At 60.3% G+C, this 20475-nt stretch carries 18 protein-coding genes, 1 tRNA gene and 1 pseudogene; 10 read left to right on the forward strand and 10 right to left on the reverse strand.

The window, feature by feature from the left end; genetic code table 11:
- The first annotated feature begins 169 nt into the window (after positions 1–169).
- The 4 genes from NA647_RS05710 (at position 170) to NA647_RS05725 (ending at position 4067) form a co-directional block, all read left to right on the forward strand.
- Positions 170–1093 (forward strand): ABC transporter ATP-binding protein, encoded by a 924-nt coding sequence (locus NA647_RS05710; RefSeq protein ID WP_256056821.1) that lies wholly within the window; start codon positions 170–172, stop codon positions 1091–1093.
- Positions 1090–1821, forward strand: coding sequence for an ABC transporter permease subunit (locus tag NA647_RS05715; protein ID WP_256056822.1), 732 nt, complete (start codon positions 1090–1092; stop codon positions 1819–1821). The genes NA647_RS05710 and NA647_RS05715 overlap by 4 nt, the downstream gene beginning before the upstream one ends.
- A 10-nt stretch (positions 1822–1831) precedes the next feature.
- A complete protein-coding gene (locus NA647_RS05720) occupies positions 1832–3667 on the forward strand; it encodes a GldG family protein (protein WP_256056823.1) in 1836 nt (611 codons plus the stop codon).
- Positions 3668–3857: 190 nt separating this feature from the next.
- Positions 3858–4067, forward strand: coding sequence for a cold-shock protein (locus NA647_RS05725; protein ID WP_256050148.1), 210 nt, complete (start codon positions 3858–3860; stop codon positions 4065–4067).
- Between the two features lie 345 nt (positions 4068–4412).
- On the opposite strand, the gene NA647_RS05730 is transcribed toward NA647_RS05725, so the two are convergent.
- The 5 genes and pseudogenes from NA647_RS05730 to NA647_RS05750 all read right to left on the reverse strand — a co-directional run.
- On the reverse strand, positions 4413–4784 hold the full coding sequence (locus NA647_RS05730) for a hypothetical protein (protein WP_256056824.1): 372 nt from the start codon (positions 4782–4784) through the stop codon (positions 4413–4415).
- Between the two features lie 111 nt (positions 4785–4895).
- A complete protein-coding gene (locus NA647_RS05735; protein WP_256056825.1) occupies positions 4896–5702 on the reverse strand; it encodes a putative RNA methyltransferase in 807 nt (268 codons plus the stop codon).
- The gene (gene dapE / locus NA647_RS05740; protein ID WP_256056826.1) at positions 5696–6844 is read right to left on the reverse strand and encodes a succinyl-diaminopimelate desuccinylase; all 1149 of its coding nucleotides are present in this window, start codon (positions 6842–6844) and stop codon (positions 5696–5698) included. Before dapE ends, NA647_RS05735 begins: the two co-directional genes overlap by 7 nt.
- A gap of 164 nt (positions 6845–7008) precedes the next feature.
- Positions 7009–7932 (reverse strand): DUF2254 family protein, encoded by a 924-nt coding sequence (locus tag NA647_RS05745; RefSeq protein WP_256056827.1) that lies wholly within the window; start codon positions 7930–7932, stop codon positions 7009–7011.
- A gap of 79 nt (positions 7933–8011) precedes the next feature.
- A pseudogene (locus NA647_RS05750) lies at positions 8012–8353 on the reverse strand (DUF2254 family protein); the annotation flags it as partial.
- A gap of 249 nt (positions 8354–8602) precedes the next feature.
- Here NA647_RS05750 and acs point away from each other — a divergent pair.
- Positions 8603–10558 carry an acetate--CoA ligase gene (gene acs, locus NA647_RS05755; RefSeq protein ID WP_256056828.1) on the forward strand — a complete coding sequence of 652 codons (1956 nt, stop codon included), beginning with the start codon at positions 8603–8605 and terminating at the stop codon, positions 10556–10558.
- Positions 10559–10602: 44 nt separating this feature from the next.
- Here the strand turns inward: acs and NA647_RS05760 are convergent, their stop codons facing one another.
- Positions 10603–11724 (reverse strand): mechanosensitive ion channel family protein, encoded by a 1122-nt coding sequence (locus tag NA647_RS05760; protein WP_256056829.1) that lies wholly within the window; start codon positions 11722–11724, stop codon positions 10603–10605.
- 135 nt (positions 11725–11859) lie between these two features.
- A complete protein-coding gene (locus tag NA647_RS05765) occupies positions 11860–12213 on the reverse strand; it encodes a rhodanese-like domain-containing protein (protein WP_256056830.1) in 354 nt (117 codons plus the stop codon).
- A gap of 449 nt (positions 12214–12662) precedes the next feature.
- Between NA647_RS05765 and NA647_RS05770 the strand changes: the two genes are divergently transcribed.
- Entirely contained in the window at positions 12663–13202 is a 540-nt protein-coding gene (locus NA647_RS05770) for a hypothetical protein (protein ID WP_256056831.1), read from the forward strand.
- 142 nt (positions 13203–13344) lie between these two features.
- On the opposite strand, the gene NA647_RS05775 is transcribed toward NA647_RS05770, so the two are convergent.
- Positions 13345–13434, reverse strand: a tRNA-Ser gene (locus NA647_RS05775).
- 234 nt (positions 13435–13668) lie between these two features.
- Between NA647_RS05775 and NA647_RS05780 the strand changes: the two genes are divergently transcribed.
- The 4 genes from NA647_RS05780 to NA647_RS05795 all read left to right on the forward strand — a co-directional run bounded on the left by NA647_RS05780 (position 13669) and on the right by NA647_RS05795 (position 17522).
- Positions 13669–14973, forward strand: a complete 1305-nt coding sequence (locus NA647_RS05780) for an HD-GYP domain-containing protein (RefSeq protein WP_256056832.1) — start codon at positions 13669–13671, stop codon at positions 14971–14973.
- A 163-nt stretch (positions 14974–15136) separates the two neighbouring features.
- A complete protein-coding gene (locus tag NA647_RS05785; RefSeq protein WP_256050157.1) occupies positions 15137–15832 on the forward strand; it encodes a crotonase/enoyl-CoA hydratase family protein in 696 nt (231 codons plus the stop codon).
- Between the two features lie 117 nt (positions 15833–15949).
- Positions 15950–17170 carry an aspartate aminotransferase family protein gene (locus NA647_RS05790; protein WP_256050158.1) on the forward strand — a complete coding sequence of 407 codons (1221 nt, stop codon included), beginning with the start codon at positions 15950–15952 and terminating at the stop codon, positions 17168–17170.
- Positions 17171–17234: 64 nt separating this feature from the next.
- On the forward strand, positions 17235–17522 hold the full coding sequence (locus tag NA647_RS05795) for a topoisomerase II (protein WP_256050159.1): 288 nt from the start codon (positions 17235–17237) through the stop codon (positions 17520–17522).
- An 80-nt stretch (positions 17523–17602) separates the two neighbouring features.
- Here NA647_RS05795 and NA647_RS05800 read toward each other — a convergent pair whose 3' ends face one another.
- Together NA647_RS05800 and NA647_RS05805 are read right to left on the reverse strand one after the other, a co-directional pair.
- Positions 17603–17965, reverse strand: coding sequence for a YgaP-like transmembrane domain (locus NA647_RS05800; RefSeq protein ID WP_256050160.1), 363 nt, complete (start codon positions 17963–17965; stop codon positions 17603–17605).
- A gap of 126 nt (positions 17966–18091) precedes the next feature.
- A complete protein-coding gene (locus NA647_RS05805) occupies positions 18092–20125 on the reverse strand; it encodes a S9 family peptidase (RefSeq protein ID WP_256056833.1) in 2034 nt (677 codons plus the stop codon).
- Positions 20126–20475 lie beyond the last annotated feature (350 nt).

Here is a 20475-nt window from a genome sequence, read left to right on the forward strand (position 1 = left end):
TTGCGAGAGTCTAGTGAGCGAGGCGAACGATGCAATCTCCGGTAAATCTCCCAACCGCTTTGTCCGTTGCATTCGTCGCGCCCATCTTCATATAGTTCCGCCGGCATTTTTGCAGGCCGGGTGCGTGGTGCATGCGTGGCGCCGGCCTTGATCCATGGATGAGAGGCCAATGATCGAGTTAAAGAATCTGACCAAACGATTTGCCCAGCACACGGCGGTCGATGCGCTGTCGTTCAGCGTCCAGCCTGGTGAGGTGCTGGGTTTTCTCGGCCCCAATGGCGCCGGCAAGTCCACCACCATGAAGATGCTGACCGGTTTTCTCGCGCCGACTTCTGGCACGGCCAGCATTTTCAGTTGCGACATCCAGACCCAGACGTTGCACGCCCAACGGCAGATTGGCTATCTGCCCGAAGGCGCGCCGTGTTACGGCGACATGACGGTACGCGGTTTTCTCGAATTCATCGCTGAGGTGCGCGGCTATCGCGGCGCGGACAAGCGCGTACGGGTCGATACCGCGGCGGGGCAGGTGGAGTTGGAAGCGGTGCTCGGCCAGACGATCGAGACGCTGTCCAAGGGCTTCAAGCGGCGCGTCGGGCTGGCGCAGGCGATCCTGCACGACCCGCGCGTGCTGATCCTCGACGAGCCCACCGATGGCCTGGATCCGAATCAAAAGCATCAGGTGCGCGGGCTGATCCAAGGGCTGGCGCAGGACAAGATCGTGATCATCTCCACGCATATTCTCGAAGAGGTCACTGCGGTATGTACGCGCGCGGTGGTAATCGCCAGCGGTCGCCTGGTGGCCGATGGCACGCCGTTCGAACTGGAGAGTCGTTCGAAGTATCACCAGGCGGTAACGCTGGTCAGCGACGGCCCACTGGATGAGATCGCGCTGGCGGCCATGCCGGGCGTGGCGGGGGTCGAGCACAACGAGCCGGAACACAGTGTCACGGTGCTGGCCAAGCCGGGTGAGGTGATCTTTCCACAGATCAATGCGTTGATTGGCCAGCAGGGTTGGCCGGTGAAGGAGCTGAACGTGGAGCGTGGTCGGCTGGACGAGGTGTTCCGTACATTGACCCGCGGGGAGGCGCTATGAGCCAGTTGCCGGTGATTTTCAAGCGCGAGCTGGGCAGCTATTTCGCCACGCCGCTCGCCTATGTGTTCATTCTGATTTTCCTGGTGCTGTCCGGGGTGTTCACCTTTTATTTGGGTGGCTTCTACGAACGGGGCCAGGCGGATCTGGTGCCATTCTTCGGCTTCCATACCTGGCTGTACCTATTCCTTATCCCCGCCCTCGCGATGCGCTTATGGGCGGAGGAGCGTAAATCTGGCTCCATCGAACTGTTGATGACGCTGCCGATCAGTCTGTTCGAGACGGTCACCGGCAAGTTTCTCGCCGCCTGGGTGTTTGCTGGCATGGCGCTGCTGCTGACCTTTCCAATGGTCATCACCGTCAACTATCTCGGTGAGCCGGATAACGGCGCGATCGCCGCCGGCTACTTCGGCAGCTGGCTGCTGGCGGGTGCCTTCCTCGCGATAGGTTCGTGCATGTCGGCATTGGCGAAGAATCAGGTGATCGCCTTCATCCTGGCAGTCAGTGTGTGCTTTCTGTTCATCGTGAGCGGCTTGCCGATGGTGCTCGATGCCTTCGCCTGGGCGCCGCAGTGGCTAGTGGATGCGGTGGCTTCGCTGAGCTTCCTGATCCGTTTCGACTCGCTCAGCAAGGGCGTGATCGATCTGCGAGACCTGCTGTACTTCGTCACGCTGATCATCGCCTGGCTGGCGGCCACCGCCGTGGTCGTCGATCTGAAGAAAGCGGCATAAGGGAGCCCACATGAAACGAGTTATTTATTCGGGTGCCGGACTGCTGCTGATCGCCCTCGCGTTCCTGGCGTTCAACATCTTCTCCGGTCTGCTGTTCACCGGCGCTCGATTGGACCTGACCGAGCAGAAGCTCTACACCATTTCCGAAGGCACCGAGACCATCCTCGATGAGCTCAAAGAACCCATCGAATTGCATTTTTTCTACTCCGACCATGCAGTGAAAGACCTGGTAGTGCTACGTAACTACGCCCGGCGCGTCGAGGAAATGCTGCGCGCCTACGAGCGCGAGGCGGGGGGGAAGATCAAGCTGCACGTGATCGATCCGCAGCCGTTCTCGGAAGAGGAAGATCGCGCCGCCGAGCTGGGCCTGCAGGCGGTGCCGTTGAACCAGAGTGGCGACACGATCCATTTCGGCCTTGCCGGTATCAACGCCGAAGGCCAGACGCAGGGCATTCCGTTCTTCCCGCTGGATCAGGAAGAGTTTCTGGAATATGAGATCAGCCGCCTGGTGCAAACGCTGGCTGCGCCGCAGATGCCCGTCGTAGGCGTACTGTCCGGGTTGCAGATCAATGGCGGTTTCGACATGCGCACCCAGCAGGCGACGCAGCCCTGGATGGTGCTGGAGAACATCCGCCAGGTTTTCCATATCGAGAGTCTCAAGCGCGACGTCGACATGATCCCGGCCAGCGTGTCGGTGCTGATGCTGGTGCACCCCAAGGATCTTCCCGAGCAGACGCTCTACGCCATCGACCAGTTCGTCATGCGTGGCGGCAAGCTGCTGGTGTTCGTAGATCCTTACAGCGAAGCCGATCCTGGTATGGACATTGGCCCGGGCGAGTTCGGCGAGAACAAGGCGTCCGATCTTGAGCCGCTGTTCAAAGCCTGGGGCGTGCGCATGGCTGCCGAGCAGGTGGTAGCGGATGCGTCCTACGCGATGTCCGTCGGGGTTGGCGCCGAGCGTCGTTCGGTCCGTCATCCCGGCTGGTTGAACCTGCCTCAAGGCACCATGGATACCGAGGATGTCACCACTGCCTCGCTGGAAAGCCTGACGGTGGCCACGGCTGGTTTCCTCGAGCCGCTGCAAGATGCGACGACCCGCTTCACGCCGCTGCTTCAAAGCTCGGGCTATGCCATGCCGTTCGAGGCCGCACGTTTCGCCACGCTGGACAATCCCGAAGTGCTGCTGCGCGAGCTACAGCCGACCGGCGAGCGCTACACCCTGGCCGCGCGCATTCAGGGGCCGGCGCAATCGGCCTATCCGGACGGAATCGTAGGACGCACTGAGGGCCTTAGGGAAGCGGCTCACATCAATGTCATCGCCGTGGCGGATACTGATCTGCTAGCCGACCGTATGTGGGTACAGGTACAGGATTTCTTCGGCCAGCGCCTGCCGCAGCCCTGGGCTGACAACGGCACCTTCGTGGTCAATGCGTTGGACAATCTCGCCGGTACCGATGCGCTGATCAGCATTCGTTCGCGCGGCCGCTTTGCCCGGCCTTTCGTGGTTGTCGAGGAATTGCAGCGTCAGGCCGAAAACCGTTTCCGCGAGACGGAAGATGTCCTGCAGCAGCGCCTGGCCGCAACGGAAGCGAAGCTTTCCGAATTGCAGAGCTCCGACCCTGGACAGGCACTGGAACTGAGCGCCGAGCAGGAGGCGGCATTGCATAACTTCATGCAGGAGAAGCTGAGCATCCGCAAAGAGCTGCGCGAGGTGCGCTACCAGCTCAACGCTGACATCGAGGCGCTGGGCCGCACGCTGAAGTTCGTCAATATCGCCCTGATACCGCTGCTGCTGACGCTGGGTGTGCTGCTGGCGTGGTTGTGGCGCAGGCGCAAGATCGGCTGAGGTCGCGCTCAACGGCTGCAAAACAACCGAAGCCGAGAGTTTCCTGTTTATACTCAGCCGGCGAACGGCCTGGAAACGCACCTGTCATGTCTGGTCCGTAGATTGTCGGGCGGACGGCTTGCTGCAGCCGGGCCGGATCGTTCCATCCCCACGGTGGGGAATAACAAGAATCGAGTTGGAGAAAGTTAGGATGGCTGAGCGCGAGACCGGAACCGTCAAGTGGTTCAACGATGCCAAGGGTTATGGATTCATCCAGCGTGGTAGTGGTCCGGATGTGTTTGTTCACTATCAGGCGATTCGTGGCGAAGGCCACCGCTCTCTGGCCGAAGGTCAGCAGGTGGAATTCTCGGTTATCCAGGGCCAGAAGGGCTTGCAGGCCGAGGACGTAGCGGGGTTCTGACCTTTGCTGCGGCAATGAAGAGGCCCGTCGCTCGATGGCCCACATTGATGACAAACCCTGCTAACCAGCGGGGTTTGTTTTTTGATGAAGTCGTTTCTAGGCAGTTTGCTGGAACGAGCTGGAGCAGTAGATCCAGCTTCCTTGCAAGGCGCGCCTCCAGATTCGGTGCGCACCTAGCTGCTTTTGTGGGAGGCCGGCCCTCCGGGCGAAGCTTTGACTTTTTTTGGGCGGGCTTCAGCCCACCTCAGAGACGCCCATGGTGGTTTTCGGCCGAATGAATTCGGCCCCACGGATGTGCGCTTCCAAAATGGAACAAGCCACCAAGGATCCGTTCCGAGGCCCCATTCAATCCGTACGCCAGACGATTTCTTCTTCGCCGCGTTCGCTGATGCTGATCCAGCGATCAGCATCTTCCACTGATTCTTCCTCCTGCCAACCGCCGGGCGCGCAGCGGATTTCTACGCCCAGCGCATGATATGCGGCACGCGCGCAGGCGACATCGTCCTCCCAGGGGGTTGCGTCGCTTTCGAGCAGCAGGCTATGCCATTTGCCGACCGCCTTCGGCAGCCAGGTAATCGGGACCTGTCCAGCGCGGCACTTGAACGTCTTACCTTTGGGTTGCCACGCAGAGCAGGGCCCGACGGCCAGGTTCAGCCAGTCGGTGACGGCGTCCTGGCTGGCATCCCTGAGGTAGATCTCGATGTCCGGTTGGCGCATGGGCGGCTGCCTTGTTGGTGATGTGTCAGTTAATTCTGTGTCGGTCGGTATCTGTACTGACCCGCTTACGACGAGGCGTCTGCAAGACGGGTCCTAGCGCGCATGGCAACACTAGGCGTCGCGCTGAATCCAGTCGTAGCGTATCGCAACCCGTACACGCAGTGGCGCCTCGATCACCGCTGCCCGGCGTTCGGCGCTGGCGCGCCAGCCGTGCGGGGTCATCGCCAGTAGATCGGCACGGTCATCGGCACTGTCCAGCTGCAGTTCGAAGGTCAGCGTTTCGCTGTGGGCGAGGTGCATGCCTTCTGGGATCAGTGACAAGTGCTTTTCGTCATCGTAGTCACGTACTTCGTCATACAGCAGGCCGCGCAGTTCCCACAGATGCTCGCGGGTCGGGCCCATGCGCAGCAGGCCTCCGCCGGGTGCGAGCAGGCGCCGGGTTTCGGACCAGTCCAGAGGGCTGAATATGCTGGCGAGCAAGTCGCAGCTGGCGTCTGCCAGCGGTACTCGGGCCATGCTCGCCACCAGCCATTCAAGCTGCGGCGCACGTTTGCAGGCGCGCTTGACCGCCTCGCGGGAAATATCCAGTGCATAGCCTTCAGCATTCGGCAACGCCTGGGCGATCTGTGCGGTGTAATAACCCTCGCCACAACCGATATCCAACCAGCGACCAGGCGCACGCTCAGCTGCCAGCTGCGCCAGGCGTTCGGCCAGCGGCGCATAGTGGCCGCCATCGAGAAAGCGCCTGCGCGCTTCGACCATGGCCTGATTGTCGCCGGGGTCGCGGCTATTCTTGTGCTGCACTGGCAGAAGATTGAGATAACCCTGACGGGCACGATCGAAACGGTGATTGGCCGGGCAAGCGACGCCATTGTCGACTGCGTTCAGCCCGGCGCGGCAGATGGGGCAGATCAGCATGCGAGCAGATTGACCAGCGTCTGGTAGTAGATCTCGGTCAGCAGGTCGAGATCGCTGGCCAGGATATGTTCGTCCACTTGATGAATCGTTGCGTTGACCGGGCCAAGCTCGACCACCTGGGTACCCAGGGTGGCGATGAAGCGCCCATCAGAGGTGCCGCCGCTGGTGGAAGGAATTGTTTCGCGACCGGTCACGCTGCGGATCGCTGCGGCCACGCCGTCGAGCAGTTCCCCCGGCTCGGTGAGGAATGGCAGACCCGACAGCGCCCAGTCGACGCTCCAGTCCAGCCCATGCTTGTCGAGAATCGACGCGGTGCGTTGCTGCAAGCCTTCGACGGTGGATTCGGTGGAAAAACGGAAGTTGAACACAGCCTCCAGCGCGCCGGGGATGACATTGGTCGCGCCGGTCCCGGAATTCAGGTTGGATATCTGGAAGCTGGTCGGCGGGAAGAAGGCGTTGCCATCGTCCCAGTGTTCGGCGGCCAGTTCGGCCAGCGCTGGCGCGGCCAGGTGAATCGGGTTCTTCGCCAGGTGCGGATAGGCCACGTGGCCTTGCTGACCGCGTACGGTCAGGGTGCCGCCGAGCGAGCCGCGGCGGCCATTTTTCACTACATCACCCACCAGCGTGGTGCTTGACGGCTCGCCGACAATGCACCAGTCCAGGCGCTGACCGCGTTCGCGCAGACGCTCGACCACAGCCTTGGTGCCGTGGTGCGCGGGGCCCTCTTCGTCGCTGGTAATAAGGAAGGCGATTTGCCCTTTGTGATTCGGATGATCGGCGGTGAAGCGCTCCACCGCGATGATCATCGAGGCCAGGCTACCTTTCATGTCCGCCGCGCCTCGGCCGTGGAGCATGCCATGCTCGTCGATGTGCGCCCTGAATGGTGGGTTCTGCCACGCCTGCACCGGCCCGGTCGGGACTACGTCGGTATGGCCGGCGAAACACAGGACCGGCCCTTCGTTGCCGCGTATCGCCCAGAAGTTCTCGACCTCTTCGATGTGCATCGGCTCGATGGCGAAACCGCAGGCGGCAAGACGCTCGCTCATCAATTGCTGGCAACCTTCGTCCAGCGGGGTCACCGATGGGCGATTGATCAGCTCGCAGGCGAGTTCGAGGGTCGGGGAAAGGGCTGCGGCGGTCATTACGGCTCCGGTACGGCGAAAGGTGGCCATATTAAATTAAAAAGCACGCCAGCAGAGCGCTGGCAACGGGGCGAAAGAACGGCATTCGCCATGCTTGTTGGAACCGCTTGCAAACGACTGGCGCGAACCATGGACGCTCGAGTACGTCTGGCATGGTGCAGGGGCTAGGTTGACGCCTTTGGTTGGTTTACTCCGTTGACGGGAAGAGGCGCTATGGTCAGAGACCCGCGTTCGAGTTCGGCCAGGCGCTCGAGTGCCTCGTTCACTGTTCGGCGGTCCTGCTGGTTCTGTACTTTCGCGTCGGCTTCTTCACGCAATGCACGCAGCTCGCCGTGAAGCGCCTCCAGCTGCTTTTCGCTCGGATTACCGTGCATGGCATTTTTCAGACACTGCAGCAGCGTGGTCAGAACTTGTGGGTCGTGGCTGCCGTAAACGCGGATAGGGGCTACGACGGTTTGCAGCAGGCGCTGCATGCCTACTTGCGGATAGAAGAGGCGCGGCTGGCCCTTGTCAAAACAGCCAGCGTCGAGGGGCGGCATACCGCCGAGCCGTTTCAACAATACGCCGAGTAAGTTGGTTGCCCGCATCGCCGTTCCGGGGTCGTTGATGGCCGGGCTTATAGCCTTGACTGCTATCTCGGAAATCTGCCGCATGCCGTAAGAGACGTTGTCACCGGCGAATTCGTTGTCATGGAAGTCGAAGCAATCCAATACTTCGCCGGCATCTTCGTCGCTCAGCGGCTTGCTGAGCTTGATCAGCGGATGGCCCTCAATGAGGAAGAAGCCCGGCTCTACCTGAATCATGGCGATAAGGTCCCTTTTGCGTAGCAGCTTGCCCAGGCGCCTTTCGTTCACCTCGCGCAGATAACCCGGTTGGGCTGCAGGCAGGCACCACCAATCGGATGCATCGGGAATCTCAGCGATCTGGACAATGCGCCGCTTGCGCTTGCCGAGATTGGCCGACGCGCCGTTGTAAAGCTGGCTGAGAACCCAGTCGACCTGAATCGATTGCGAAACCGAGCGAATGAACACGACGAACAAAGCCATGCAGAACATCCCGAACAGCACAGCCAGCAGCAGGCCGAGCACCGGAACGCTTTGCGGGTCGCATCGTGTTGATGCTGGTAATCAGCAGCAGATAGTAGACGATGCTTCCCAGGTAAATGCCGAGAATCACCTGATTGCGTCGGTCGCTGATCAGTCCGGGCAGCACGCGTGGTGACAGACGGGAAGCCGCTCCGTTCAGCACCACCATCACCATCGAGAAGCTGAAGACCACAAGAGAAATGATGCCGGTGATAAGCGTGCCAAGCACCTCGCGGCTGTTGTCGGCATCGATCAGGCCTGGAGGCAGTTCGTCGCGTAGCGTCGCGGCGGTGTCTGTCGATTCGAATGCGAAGACCAGGAGGGCCACCACGACATAGAGCGCGGGGATCAGGACCGGATACAAAGCGATGCTTTCAGTAACGCGTCTAACGACGCGAAAGTACAGGTTGGCTGGGTCTGACATCCATCGAACCTCGGCGTTAGCGGGCGGATAGCCTCATCCCTACGACCGCGAAGAACGGCGAAGTACGCCGCGGCCGAACCGTCTATGCTTCAAGGGACGGCGTTTTGCCACGGCTTGCAGCCAGCGGAACGCTTTGAGCCCGCATAGCTCGAACGTGAAGTCGCCCAGGCGCCTGGTTTGATGCATATGGTTCGCCTGAGACAGGGTTATTCGAAACGATAACAAGACCGACGAGTGAGGTATTTACCCATGAGTGCTGAGTCCCTGTATCCCGTAAATCCAGACGTTGCGGCTCGGTCGCTGACCGACGAAGCCACTTACAAAGCCATGTATCAACAGTCGGTGGTCAACCCTGACGGCTTCTGGCGCGAGCAGGCGGAGCGTATTGACTGGATCAAACCGTTCACACGCGTCAAGCAGACATCCTTCGATGATCATCACGTCGACATCAAGTGGTTTGCCGATGGCACCTTGAACGTCTCGGCCAACTGTCTGGATCGCCATCTGGACACGCGTGGCGATGAGATCGCGATCATCTGGGAGGGCGATGATCCCTCGGAGCAGCGCAAGATCACCTACCGTGAGTTGCATCAGGAGGTCAGCAAGTTCGCCAACGCTCTGCGTGGGCAAGATGTGCACCGAGGGGATGTCGTCACTATCTATATGCCGATGATTCCCGAGGTCGCCGTGGCGATGCTGGCCTGCGCACGCATCGGCGCCATCCATTCGGTCGTGTTCGGCGGTTTTTCACCGGAGGCGCTGGCCGGACGAATCATCGACGGCAATTCGAAGGTCGTGATCACGGCCGACGAAGGGCTGCGCGGCGGCAAGGCCATACCGCTGAAGGCTAACGTCGACGAGGCATTGACTAACCCGAAAACCCGCTGCGTGCAGAAGATCATCGTGGTGCGGCGTACCGGCGGCAACATCAAATGGAATCAGCATCGCGACATCTGGTACGAGGATTTGATGCGCGTTGCGGGAGAAGTCTGCGCGCCCAAGGAAATGGGAGCGGAGGAGCCGCTGTTCATTCTTTATACCTCCGGCTCAACCGGAAAACCCAAAGGCGTGATGCATACCACGGGCGGCTATCTGCTCTATGCCGCGCTGACCCACGAGCGGGTCTTCGACTATCGACCCGGCGAGATCTACTGGTGTACCGCCGACGTGGGCTGGATCACCGGACACAGCTACATCATCTACGGGCCGCTGGCCAATGGCGCGACCACCTTGATGTTCGAAGGTGTACCCAATTATCCCGATGTGACGCGGATCGCGCAGATCATCGACAAGCACAAGGTCAACATTCTCTATACCGCGCCCACGGCGATCCGCTCGATGATGGCCGAAGGCAGCGCGGCGATGGAGGGTGCCGATGGGTCGAGCCTGCGGTTGCTCGGTACGGTGGGTGAGCCGATCAATCCAGAAGCCTGGCACTGGTATTACGAGACGGTTGGGCGATCACACTGCCCGATCGTCGATACCTGGTGGCAAACCGAGACCGGCGGCATCCTCATCTGCCCGCTGCCGGGTGCAACCGCACTGAAGCCAGGTTCTGCGACGCGGCCTTTCTTCGGGATAGTACCGGGGTTGGTGGATAACCTCGGTAACCTCTTGGAAGGCGCGACCGACGGCAATCTGGTGATCCTCGACTCCTGGCCAGGGCAGATGCGCAGCATCTATCGTGACCATGACCGCTTCGTCGATACCTACTTCAAAACCTTTCGCGGCATGTATTTCACCGGAGACGGCGCGCGCCGCGACGAGGATGGTTATTACTGGATCACTGGCCGGGTAGACGACGTGCTGAACGTTTCCGGCCACCGCATGGGGACGGCCGAAATTGAAAGCGCGCTAGTGGCGCATCGCAAGGTGGCCGAAGCGGCGGCGGTGGGCGTGCCGCATCCGCTCAAGGGGCAGGGAATATATGTGTATGTGACGCTGGTGACAGGGGAGGAGTCTTCCGATCAGCTGCGTCAGGAACTGCAACAGTGGGTGCGCAAGGAAATCGGACCAATCGCCGTGCCGGACGTGATTCAGTGGGCGCCGGGGCTGCCGAAGACGCGATCGGGCAAGATCATGCGGCGCATTCTGCGCAAGATCGCCGCTGACGAATACGACGCCCTGGGCGATATCTCGACACTGTCTGACCCGGGCGTCGTGGAGCAATTGGTTGAAACCCACAAGCAGATACGTCTACCTTGAAGCGAGCCGCGGCGGCGTCCACTCTGGCCGGACGCCGCCAGTCGTCAGCCGTTTGGTTGAGCGCTCTGAGCTTCCTGGTTGGCCGCGGGTTTTTCCTTGGGAATACCGGCTACGTTCACTTCCGGCAGGTTGCCGCCAGTGAATTCGACCTTGCGAACCGGGAAGGCGAACTGCACGCCCATCTCTCGAATGCCGTCGAGTAGTTGCAGGTTGATCTCCTGCTGAGCGTCCATGTACGCGTTGTAATCCGACACCTGCATGATGTAGACGACCTCGAACGTGAGCTGGCTATTGTCGAAGGCAAGGAAGTGCGCCCGGTCGAATTTGGCGTTCTCCAGGCTCTCGATGATCTGCTTAACCAGTGCTGAAACCTCGCGAACCTTGTCCGACGGCGTCTGATAGGCAATGCCGAACTTGAACACGATCCGCCGCGTGTTCATGCGCTTGTAGTTGTGCAGGACCTGCGTGAGCAGATCGGCGTTGGCGGTGACGATCTGCTCGCCGCTCAATGCTCGGATGCGCGTGGTCCTGAGGCCGATGTGCTCGATTGTCCCGGCGACATCGCCGAACACGACGAAATCGCCAATCTCGAAGGGTTTGTCCACGCCAATGGACAAAGATGCGAACACGTCGCTGAGCAGCGTCTGGACCGCCAGAGCGATGGCGATACCGCCAACCCCGAGGCTGGCGACCATCGCCGTGATGTCAACGCCGAGGTTGGCCAGGATCGAGAGCAGCATCATCGTCCAGATGACGATGCGGATCATGATGCCGATGATGGTGGTGGTGACAGGGTTTCGCGCCTTGCCGTCGCGGCTCAGGCTTTCCATCCACAGCCTGACGGCGGTGTCCATCCAGAGTGCGAGCTGGAAGGCGAGGGCGATGAACCAGCCATGCGACATCGCCGATTCCCAGCGATCCGGCAGTTCGACGATCTTGAGGCTGATCAGTAACGAGAGAGCAATCAGTAACAGATGGCTGGTGCGGCTGAGCATTTCCGCCGCAATGGCGACGAAGCCGCTTTTGGAGCGTTTGCTCATCGCCCGCAAGCGGCTGGTAATGATCCGCAGAATGGCCTGCAGGATGAGATAGCTGACAATTGTGACGCCAGCGATTATGGCAGTGTTGATCCATAGGGTTTCGTTAAACAGCACGTCCCAATTCATCAATCCGAGTCCTCCGGGCAGTTGCGGGCAGGCGCAAAAAATAGCGGCTTCTTTTTCAGTAGCCGCTGCTACGCATTAGTTCCCGCTAAAGGCGAAGGGAGGTGACGCTGACGGCGATGAGCAAGAGCGTGCGGCTCAGCGTGGTGGAACGACTGCTTGCAAGTCCTGATAAGCGCCAGCATTGATGACCTGGCGATAACCCATTTCCTGGAGAAGATCCTGCGCGGCGGATGAGCGACGGCCACTGCGGCAGTACAGAACGATCGGAGCGTCCTTGTCGGGAGCGACACTGGCGATGCGCTCGGAGAGATCCTGGGTCTCGATTCGCGTCGCGCCGGGCAGAGCGCCCTCGGCGTATTCCTGCGCGGTGCGAACGTCGATCAGAATGCTGTCGGCGCGTTGCAACGCGGCCAGCGCGGCGGGCTGATCGATTTCGCCGCCAATCGCTGTGCCGGTCGCCATCATCAACAACAGGAACAGTCGGTGCATGGGTTCTTCTCCGCCGCGCTTGGGTGATCAGCTGATCAGGCGAGTCAGGTTCGGCAGGATCAGGATGATCGCCGTAGCGATCAGGATCATGGTGGCCTGCCTGAACTTCTTATGTTTGAACATGGTAGCGGCCTTTCTATTGATCTGGCGCGTGGGCTCCGGTTGTCCGGCTCACCCGTCGAGCGTCTTGCCGAAAAAATTACGCGCCGATGAATTGCGACGCGCTGTATAGGTTTGTGGTGGCGGCAACGGTCTGATCCGCTGCCCGACAACGGCCTAATGATCACTCTCGAAGGCGTGGGCTTAATCTCAAGCAATTTACAGACCAGTAAACGTGAGCTTCATTCAGGCGCGACCTGACGGGTCAGCTTTATGGGCTGATCATCACTCGTGCGCAGCTGCGTGGTTTTCGTTGTCCATGAAATGAACACCTTGAATGGAGACTGACCATGAATAGGCTTAGCGTGCCGGCAATGCTGTTCGCTCTGATCGCTTCAGGCGCGGCGAATGCCGAAGAGGAAAGCATGACCCTGCAGCAGGAGCGTGACCAGATCGGCGCTGAGATGGAGCAAAATCGCCAACGGATTGGGGACGAGATCAACGCCATTCGCGAGCCTGGGGTATCTAGCGGCTCGGCAGCTGAGTCGGGCGCAGCGGGCTCGGCCAGCCCGAACAATTCGGTCGGCACACACGCAACTCAGCCCGGACAGGCCCCGAGTGGTGGCGCTCCTAATCCCGGCGTCACGCGGCCGGGTGATAGCGATAGTCCGATCACGACCACTGGTCCGGGAAGGCCGACGGTGGAGCCTGGCAGGTCGACGACCACCGGTACGCCCGTTGAGCCCATCCGCGATCGTGATGCCAATGGAAACGTTAGCCTCGAAAACGGCGCAGCCGCGGGTGAAATCGGAACATCAGGCGGTAACGGAACCAGAGGGCCCGGTAGCAACCCAGCGGGCTCCGCAGCCGGCGGAGCCGGTGGTGATTGACCGATCGGGTAATGGCCTCGTTGCGGTGCATTTCCAGGCGGCCATGGATCGTATGGCTGCGCGAGCCAAAACACTTCTGATGGTATTGCGAACGGTAGAAACGACAAAGCCCCGATAATCGGGGCTTTGCATGTTTCGAGTCTGGCGGTGAGGGTGGGATTCGAACCCACGATACGATTTCTCGTATACACACTTTCCAGGCGTGCTCCTTCAACCGCTCGGACACCTCACCGGGTCTCGACGGGCTTGATGTCCGTCGAGGCGCGCTAATGTAGCCGAAGAGAACGCGGATGGCAAAAAGTTTTTTAGATCTTTCATGTGGTTAACGCACCGTTAGAATTCGGGCGAAACGTAGGGTTGAAGTGAACCTATATTAGATTTTGAGGCTCTCAGCTCTAGTAACATCTCGGTGCTTTACGCAAGCGGAGTCGAGCGTCGCGAATATAAAGAGCCAGGACAGGCTTCGATGAAGTTATTCAAAAGCAAGCGCAAGCGGCCTGACGTGGCGGAAGTCGCTACGAAGCGGCGTCTGCACGTCAGTCATCTGGAGCTCGGCATGTATATATGCGAGCTGGATCGGCCGTGGCGCCAGACCGACTTTCTATTCCAAGGGTTCCCGCTGCTCAAACTGGAGCATATCCAGGCGGTGCGTGAACGCTGCGACTACGTTTTCGTCGATGACACTCGGCGAGTGCTGCTCGATCAGGGCCAGATGATGGTGCCATCGGCGACGCCACTACGGGTGAAGCGCAAGATGTCGCGTATCCCGCTCTCGCTTGAAGTGCAGGAGGCGCGCGAAGCCTATCGAAGTAGTGCACTGGTATTGGATCAGGTGCTGCTAGATGTCCAGCAGGGTCGAGTGATCGATACCAAGGCCTGCCAGGCACTGGTCAAGCGGAACCTGGAGAGCATGCTGCGCAACGAAAGCGCCATGCTCTGGCTGACGCGTCTGAAGTCTCGGGACGTGTACACCAGCCTGCACTGTCTTTCCGTCTCCATTCTGGCGATGGGCTTCGGGACGCACCTTGGGTTGCCAGACGAGAAAATAGAGCTGTTGGGTATCGCGGGGCTTCTGCACGATGTCGGGAAGATGAAGATTGATCCCGCCATTCTGAACAAGCCGGGCAAGCTGACCCAGAAAGAGTTCGAGCACATCAAATTGCACCCATCGTTCGGCTACGACGCCTTGTGCGGCCAGGATGATATCCCCGCTGCCGCCGTCCACGCCGCGTACGGGCACCATGAGCGGCTGGATAGCAAAGGTTATCCGCAAGGGCTCGATCAGTATCAGATTCCATTCACCACGCGAGTGATCACCATCGTTGATGCCTTCGATGCGATCACCAGCCATCGCACCTATGACGATGCACGTCCGATCCAGACTGCCTACGACGTGCTGCGCAGCAGTGCCGGCCAGCAATTCGACGAGAGTCTGGTGAATGAATTCATTCGTTGGCTCGGGGTGTTCCCGGTAGGGACGTTGGTCGAGCTGCATACCGGTGAGATCGCGCTGGTGCTGGAGAAGCATCAGCAGTTGCACCTGCGGCCCAAGGTGGTGGTCATGCGGGACGCAAACAAGATGCCTTGCGAGCCTCGTTATCTGGATCTTTCCCAGCTGACCGTCGATGCAGATGGCACGCCCTATCGGATCAGCGGCGGTATTGCCGACGGCTCCTACGATCTGTTCATCGCCGATCCGCACTTGCAAACGCTCCTGCACCCCGAGTTGCTTGCCGTGCTTGAACTGGAGCCGGATACAGCTGAGAGCTGAGTCTGCCGTCTTTGAATCGCGAATTCTGCTGAAACATTGAACGCTGCGACGCTCGTACTGCACTGATGACGCGGCCAACATGACTTGTCAGTCAGTCACGGCCCTTTACCTGGCGGGTTGCGCTGAGTAACGTCTGCGGACTTCTAACAAGGAACTATTCGTCATGAGTGATCTGGTTTCCTACGACCTCGAAGACGGCATTGCCACGCTGACCCTGAACAATGGCAAGGTCAATGCGCTGTCGCCGGCCGTATTCGACGCGCTCAACGCCGCATTCGATCGCGCAGAGCAGGACCGCGCGGTGGTGATTCTCACCGGCCAGCCGGGGATACTGTCCGGCGGCTATGACCTCAAAGTCATGACTTCAGGGCCTGAAAACGCCATTGCTCTCGTAGCCATCGGTTCGGCCTTCACGCGGCGAATGCTTGCCCATCCCTTCCCGATCATCGTCGCTTGCCCTGGACATGCCATTGCCAAGGGGGCGTTCCTGCTGCTTTCCGCCGATTACCGCATCGGTGTCGACGGCGCCTTCAACATTGGTCTCAATGAAGTGCAGATCGGCATGACGATGCATCATTCGGGTATCGAGTTGGCGCGGGATCGGCTGACCAAACCGGCGTTCCAGCGTTCGGTGATCAACGGCGAAATCTTCGCACCGCAGGCGGCCCTCGATGCCGGCTTCCTCGACAAGATCGTTCCTGCTGGTGAGCTTATGGACGTCGCCAAAGCGGCTGCGGCACAGCTGAAGAAAATCAATATGACGGCTCACAAGAACACCAAGCTCAAGGCGCGCAAGGCGTTGCTGGAAACGTTGGATCAGGCCATCGTGCTTGACCGGCAGCACTCGGTCGTCTCCTGAAGATAATTTTGGCAGGGCCGCCCATTCCTGCCGGCCCTGCGTTTAAACTGCGAGTGCTGCGCCCCGCCATGGCGGGGCGTTTTCATTCATATCGTGTCGCATCGCAGGAGAGTCCTGATGTCCGCCCCGCACACCCCGGTAGAACGCGCAGATTTCGACCAGGTCATTGTCCCCACTTTCGCACCCGCCGCTTTCATTCCCGTTCGTGGCCAGGGTTCGCGAGTCTGGGATCAGCGCGGACGAGAGCTGATCGACTTTACCGGTGGCATCGCCGTGAACGTGCTGGGTCATGCCCATCCGGCGCTGGTGGCTACGCTGACCGAGCAGGCCGGCAAGCTGTGGCACATCTCCAATATTTTCACCAACGAACCGGCGCTGCGCCTGGCCAAGAAACTGGTCGCCGCGACCTTCGCCGATCGGGCATTTTTCTGTAATTCCGGGGCCGAAGCCAACGAGGCGGCATTCAAGCTGGCGCGCCGCTATGCCTTCGATAATCACGGGCCGGAGAAATGCGAAATCATCTCCGCAGTGAACAGCTTCCATGGTCGGACGCTGTTTACCGTGACGGTCGGTGGCCAGCCGAAGTACTCCGACGGTTTTGGGCCGAAGATTCAAGGCATCAGCCATGTTCCTTACAACGATCTCGATGCGCTGGCCGCCGCCATCTCCGATAAAACTTGCGCTGTGGTACTTGAACCGATTCAGGGTGAAAGCGGCGTTCTGCCCGCCGACCAGGCTTATCTGGAAGGGGCTCGCAAGCTGTGCTACGAGCACAACGCATTGCTGATCTTCGATGAAGTCCAGACTGGCATGGGCCGTACCGGCGAGCTTTTCGCCTACATGAACTACGGTGTCACGCCGGATATCCTGACCAACGCCAAGAGCCTCGGTGGCGGTTTCCCGATCGGATTGATGCTGACCACGAATGAAATCGCCGCGCATTTCAGTGTCGGCACTCATGGCACTACTTATGGCGGCAATCCGCTCGCCTGCGCGGTGGCCGAAGCGGTGGTCGATATCGTTAATACCCCGGAAGTTCTGAACGGCGTCAAGGACCGGCACGAGCGTTTCAAGCGCGGGCTGTTGGAAATCGGTCAGCGCTACGGGTTGTTCGATCAGGTGCGCGGTATGGGCATGCTGATCGGCTGCGTGTTGAGTGAGGCGTGGAAAGGCCGCGCTAGAGAGATCTTCGATGCCGCCGAAAGGGAAGCGCTGATGATCCTGCAAGCTGGTCCTGATGTCATCCGCCTGGCACCGAGCCTGATTATCGAAGAAGCCGATATCGCTGAAGGTCTCGCTCGCTTCGAGCGGGCGGCGGCGAAATTGACCCAGGCCTGATCAAGGCCTGAATCCGGCAGGGCGGCTAACGTCCTGCCTCCTTTATTCATCGAGAGTTTTGACCATGAGCGATAGCCTGCAACTGATCCTGGAAGACGTAGACGGTACTCAGCTCGAAACGTCCTGCACCCGTTTTGCCGTGATGTGGCAAGGGCGGGAGGTGTGGATTCAACAGGTCGGCAACAACCAGCTGATGATCGGCGTCGACGTGGAGGAAGGTGACACCGAATACGCCAATCTGCTGCTGCGCCCGCTGGCTACCAATTTGGTCAGTCTCGAGCTCGAGATGGAGCCGGTCGAATCCGCCGAGGACGATCACGTTCATGGGCCGGACTGCGATCACGACCACTGACGGGAGCCCCTTGCGCTCGGAAAGCTGCCATCCGCGATGCCTGTGCTTTGGCGCGCCCATCAAGGCGCGCCGGTTATCGCTCAGACGCCGGTTTGCGGATTGGTAAGCGAATCGTTGCCGGTAACCGTCGCGGTCGAGGTGGCTGCTTGGGCGTTGGCTTTCATTCTCTCCCGGTCCGCCTCGCTGCGTTCCAGCGGCATGCTCCGGTAGTTGCCTTCGGCCATTTTGGCCTGTTCGTTCACTTCGCAAAGTACGCGCTTGGCTTCGCAATGCCCGGTCATGCCGCGTGCCAGGGCCATACCGCCCACCGCTAGCTGCAGTAACCCGCCCAGCCCCCCGCGGCCGATGCCTTTGCCGAGAAAGTACAACCCGCCTGCGATCGAAGCCGCGCGCTCCCAGCCATGCACGTTCTGTGACGCCTGGTTTGAGGATGTCCTGGTCATGGGTAATCGCTCCGAAAACAGTGGTGTGTTAGATGACCCCGACGCGCAGGAGGCGTTCCGACCACAAGTCGGCATACCCCGGCGCTGCTGGCGGCACAATTGCCGAATTACACCTACTTGCTCGCCTCAGCGCGCTGCCATGTTGAAAACCTTTAGTACGAAAGCGTATTCCAAGGCCACATCCCTCAACCCCTGATAACGACCGCTCATGCCGCCATGGCCGGCGCCGAGCTCGGTCTTCAGCAGCAGCAGATTGTCGTCGGTCTTATTGGCGCGAAGCTTGGCGACCCATTTTGCCGCCTCCCAGTACTGGACCCGACTGTCGTTGTAACCAGCGACTGCAAGAATTGCCGGGTAGGCCTGCGCCCGGACATTCTCGTAAGGCGCATAGGCCTTTATTCGTGCGTGCACGTCCGGCTGGTTGGGGTCGCCCCATTCGTCGTATTCGGTGACGGTCAGGGGCAGCTCTTCATTGAGCATGGTATTGAGCACGTCGACGAAGGGCACTTCGGCGATGGCGACACCGAAGAGTTCCGGACGCTGATTGAGCACCGCGCCGATCAGCAAGCCACCGGCGCTGCCACCGCTGATGGCTAGGCGCTGCGGCGTGGTATGTCCATCGGCGATCAGTCTCTCCGCGCAGGCGATGAGGTCGCCGAAGGTGTTCGTCTTGTGCTCCAGCTTGCCGGCGCGATACCAGGCTTCGCCCAGGTCGCCACCACCACGCACATGGGCGATGGCAAAGATGAAGCCGCGGTCGAGCAGCGATAGCCGCGCATGGGAGAACCAGGGATCGAGGCTGTGGCCGTAGGCACCGTAGCCGTACAGGTAGAGCGGCGCAGCTTTGCCGAAGGTCTCGCGGCGACCCACCAGGCTGATCGGCACCTGGGTGCCGTCCGCCGCGGTTGCCCAGATGCGCCGGCTTTCGTAGGCATCGGCGTCGAAGGGGCCTTCTACCGGGGTTTCTTTCAGGACCTCCTGTTCGCCGTCGGCAAGCTGCAGCTGACGAATCTGCGCGGGGCGGTTGAGCGCTTCGTAGCGCAGGCGGATCACCGAGCTTTCGAATTCCAGGGTGTTCTGCACATGCAGGCTGTAGGCCGCGTCCGGCAATTGCAGGCGATAGGCCGCGCCGTTCTGCGGCCGTACCTCGATGATCGGCAGGCCGGCTTCGCGTAGGCTGAGAGTAAGGGCACTAGCATTCAAGCTGATCTCTTCGAGCATCACCGCGTCGTCTTGTGCGACCAGCTCCTGCCAGTTTTCTCTTTGCGGCGCGCTTTCCGCCGCCTGATACAGAGCGAAGTTGATCCCGGTCTGGTTGCTGCGCACGAACCAGCGCCACTCGCCGTAGAACTGGCCGTGGTCGGGGTAGTACTCGTGGTTTTCCTCGCGCGGGGCGAGGCAGGTCCAGTGGCCTTCCGGTTCGTCAGCCGGCCGAACCCAGGCTTCGCTGGTGGTCTTGCTGTTGGAGAGGATCACCAGTTGGCGCTCGGAGCTGGTGCGGTAGCAATGCACGAAATAGCGACCATCCGGGTCGTGGTAGACCTCGCTGCAACCTTCGTCTCCCAGGCGGTGACGATAGATCTTGTGCGGGCGATGGGTATCGTCGAGCTCGCCGAAGAACAGCGTCTGGTGGTCGTTCGCCCAGGTCATGCTGCCGTCGCAATTGTCGAAGGGCAGGGCGATAACTTCTCCGCTCTCCAGATCCTTGACGAATAGCCGGTAGATTTCGTCGCCCTGGGTGTCGAGGCTGTAGGCCAGCTTGCGCTGGTCCTGGCTAACGCTGAAGGCGCCCAGCGCGAGAAAGCCACCGCCTGCCAGTTCGTTGGGGTCGAGCAGCAGTTGCTCGGCGTTTTCATCGACCGTGAGCGAACCGTCCGCTGGGCGCGGGCAACGGTAGTGACGCGGGTATTCATCGCCGGCCGTGGTGCGTTGATAGTAAAGCCACGGACCCCATGGGGCGGGCAGCGAAAGATCGGTTTCGCGGATGCGGCCCTTGATTTCCTGGAACAGCGCTTCGCGCAGCTCGGCCTGATCTGCCAGCTGGCTCTCCAAGTAAGCGTTTTCCGCCTTCAGGTAATCGAGCACCTCAGGTGCGTCGCGGTTCTCCAGCCACCTGTAGGGATCTTGGCCGCTATCGACGCGGGCAATGGGTACGGACATGCATAACTCCTGATACGCGGCCGCGAACGGCGCAGCTGAACGAGATGAGGCAGGCGCGGAGTGTACAAGGCGCCTCGTCAGTGTGACGACGCTGTGCGGTCTGGGTTCATCGCGCCGGCATTGGCCGATCGGCTATGTGGCGCTCCGCAATGGGATATCTAGAGCTTGGCTAGGCTTAGCTGTTCGATTGGCAAGGGCCAGCGTTTCGAGTGAGGGGACAGCAGATTGACAATAGATCGCTTTTCCATGAAGGTGTGCTACCCAAATCAAACGGGCGTATGAATCGAGCGTTTGCCATGCAAATGCCGTCAGCCCGGTTTATCGTGTCGGTGGGTGTCGTTTCACCGTAT

It is taken from the genome of Stutzerimonas stutzeri (assembly GCF_024448985.1).
In the GTDB taxonomy this organism is placed as follows: domain Bacteria; phylum Pseudomonadota; class Gammaproteobacteria; order Pseudomonadales; family Pseudomonadaceae; genus Stutzerimonas; species Stutzerimonas stutzeri_AP.

What these genes read in the sequence shown, in the direction of transcription:
- NA647_RS05725 (WP_256050148.1), top strand. Translation starts at nt 3,858, where the DNA reads ATGGCTGAGCGCGAGACCGGAACCGTCAAGTGGTTCAACGATGCCAAG.
- NA647_RS05710 (WP_256056821.1), top strand. Translation starts at nt 170, where the DNA reads ATGATCGAGTTAAAGAATCTGACCAAACGATTTGCCCAGCACACGGCG.
- NA647_RS05760 (WP_256056829.1), bottom strand. Translation starts at nt 11,724, where the DNA reads ATGAATTGGGACGTGCTGTTTAACGAAACCCTATGGATCAACACTGCC.
- NA647_RS05770 (WP_256056831.1), top strand. Translation starts at nt 12,663, where the DNA reads ATGAATAGGCTTAGCGTGCCGGCAATGCTGTTCGCTCTGATCGCTTCA.
- NA647_RS05785 (WP_256050157.1), top strand. Translation starts at nt 15,137, where the DNA reads ATGAGTGATCTGGTTTCCTACGACCTCGAAGACGGCATTGCCACGCTG.
- NA647_RS05795 (WP_256050159.1), top strand. Translation starts at nt 17,235, where the DNA reads ATGAGCGATAGCCTGCAACTGATCCTGGAAGACGTAGACGGTACTCAG.
- NA647_RS05720 (WP_256056823.1), top strand. Translation starts at nt 1,832, where the DNA reads ATGAAACGAGTTATTTATTCGGGTGCCGGACTGCTGCTGATCGCCCTC.
- NA647_RS05735 (WP_256056825.1), bottom strand. Translation starts at nt 5,702, where the DNA reads ATGCTGATCTGCCCCATCTGCCGCGCCGGGCTGAACGCAGTCGACAAT.
- NA647_RS05715 (WP_256056822.1), top strand. Translation starts at nt 1,090, where the DNA reads ATGAGCCAGTTGCCGGTGATTTTCAAGCGCGAGCTGGGCAGCTATTTC.
- NA647_RS05800 (WP_256050160.1), bottom strand. Translation starts at nt 17,965, where the DNA reads ATGACCAGGACATCCTCAAACCAGGCGTCACAGAACGTGCATGGCTGG.
- NA647_RS05765 (WP_256056830.1), bottom strand. Translation starts at nt 12,213, where the DNA reads ATGCACCGACTGTTCCTGTTGTTGATGATGGCGACCGGCACAGCGATT.
- NA647_RS05790 (WP_256050158.1), top strand. Translation starts at nt 15,950, where the DNA reads ATGTCCGCCCCGCACACCCCGGTAGAACGCGCAGATTTCGACCAGGTC.
- dapE (WP_256056826.1), bottom strand. Translation starts at nt 6,844, where the DNA reads ATGACCGCCGCAGCCCTTTCCCCGACCCTCGAACTCGCCTGCGAGCTG.
- NA647_RS05780 (WP_256056832.1), top strand. Translation starts at nt 13,669, where the DNA reads ATGAAGTTATTCAAAAGCAAGCGCAAGCGGCCTGACGTGGCGGAAGTC.
- NA647_RS05730 (WP_256056824.1), bottom strand. Translation starts at nt 4,784, where the DNA reads ATGCGCCAACCGGACATCGAGATCTACCTCAGGGATGCCAGCCAGGAC.
- acs (WP_256056828.1), top strand. Translation starts at nt 8,603, where the DNA reads ATGAGTGCTGAGTCCCTGTATCCCGTAAATCCAGACGTTGCGGCTCGG.
- NA647_RS05805 (WP_256056833.1), bottom strand. Translation starts at nt 20,125, where the DNA reads ATGTCCGTACCCATTGCCCGCGTCGATAGCGGCCAAGATCCCTACAGG.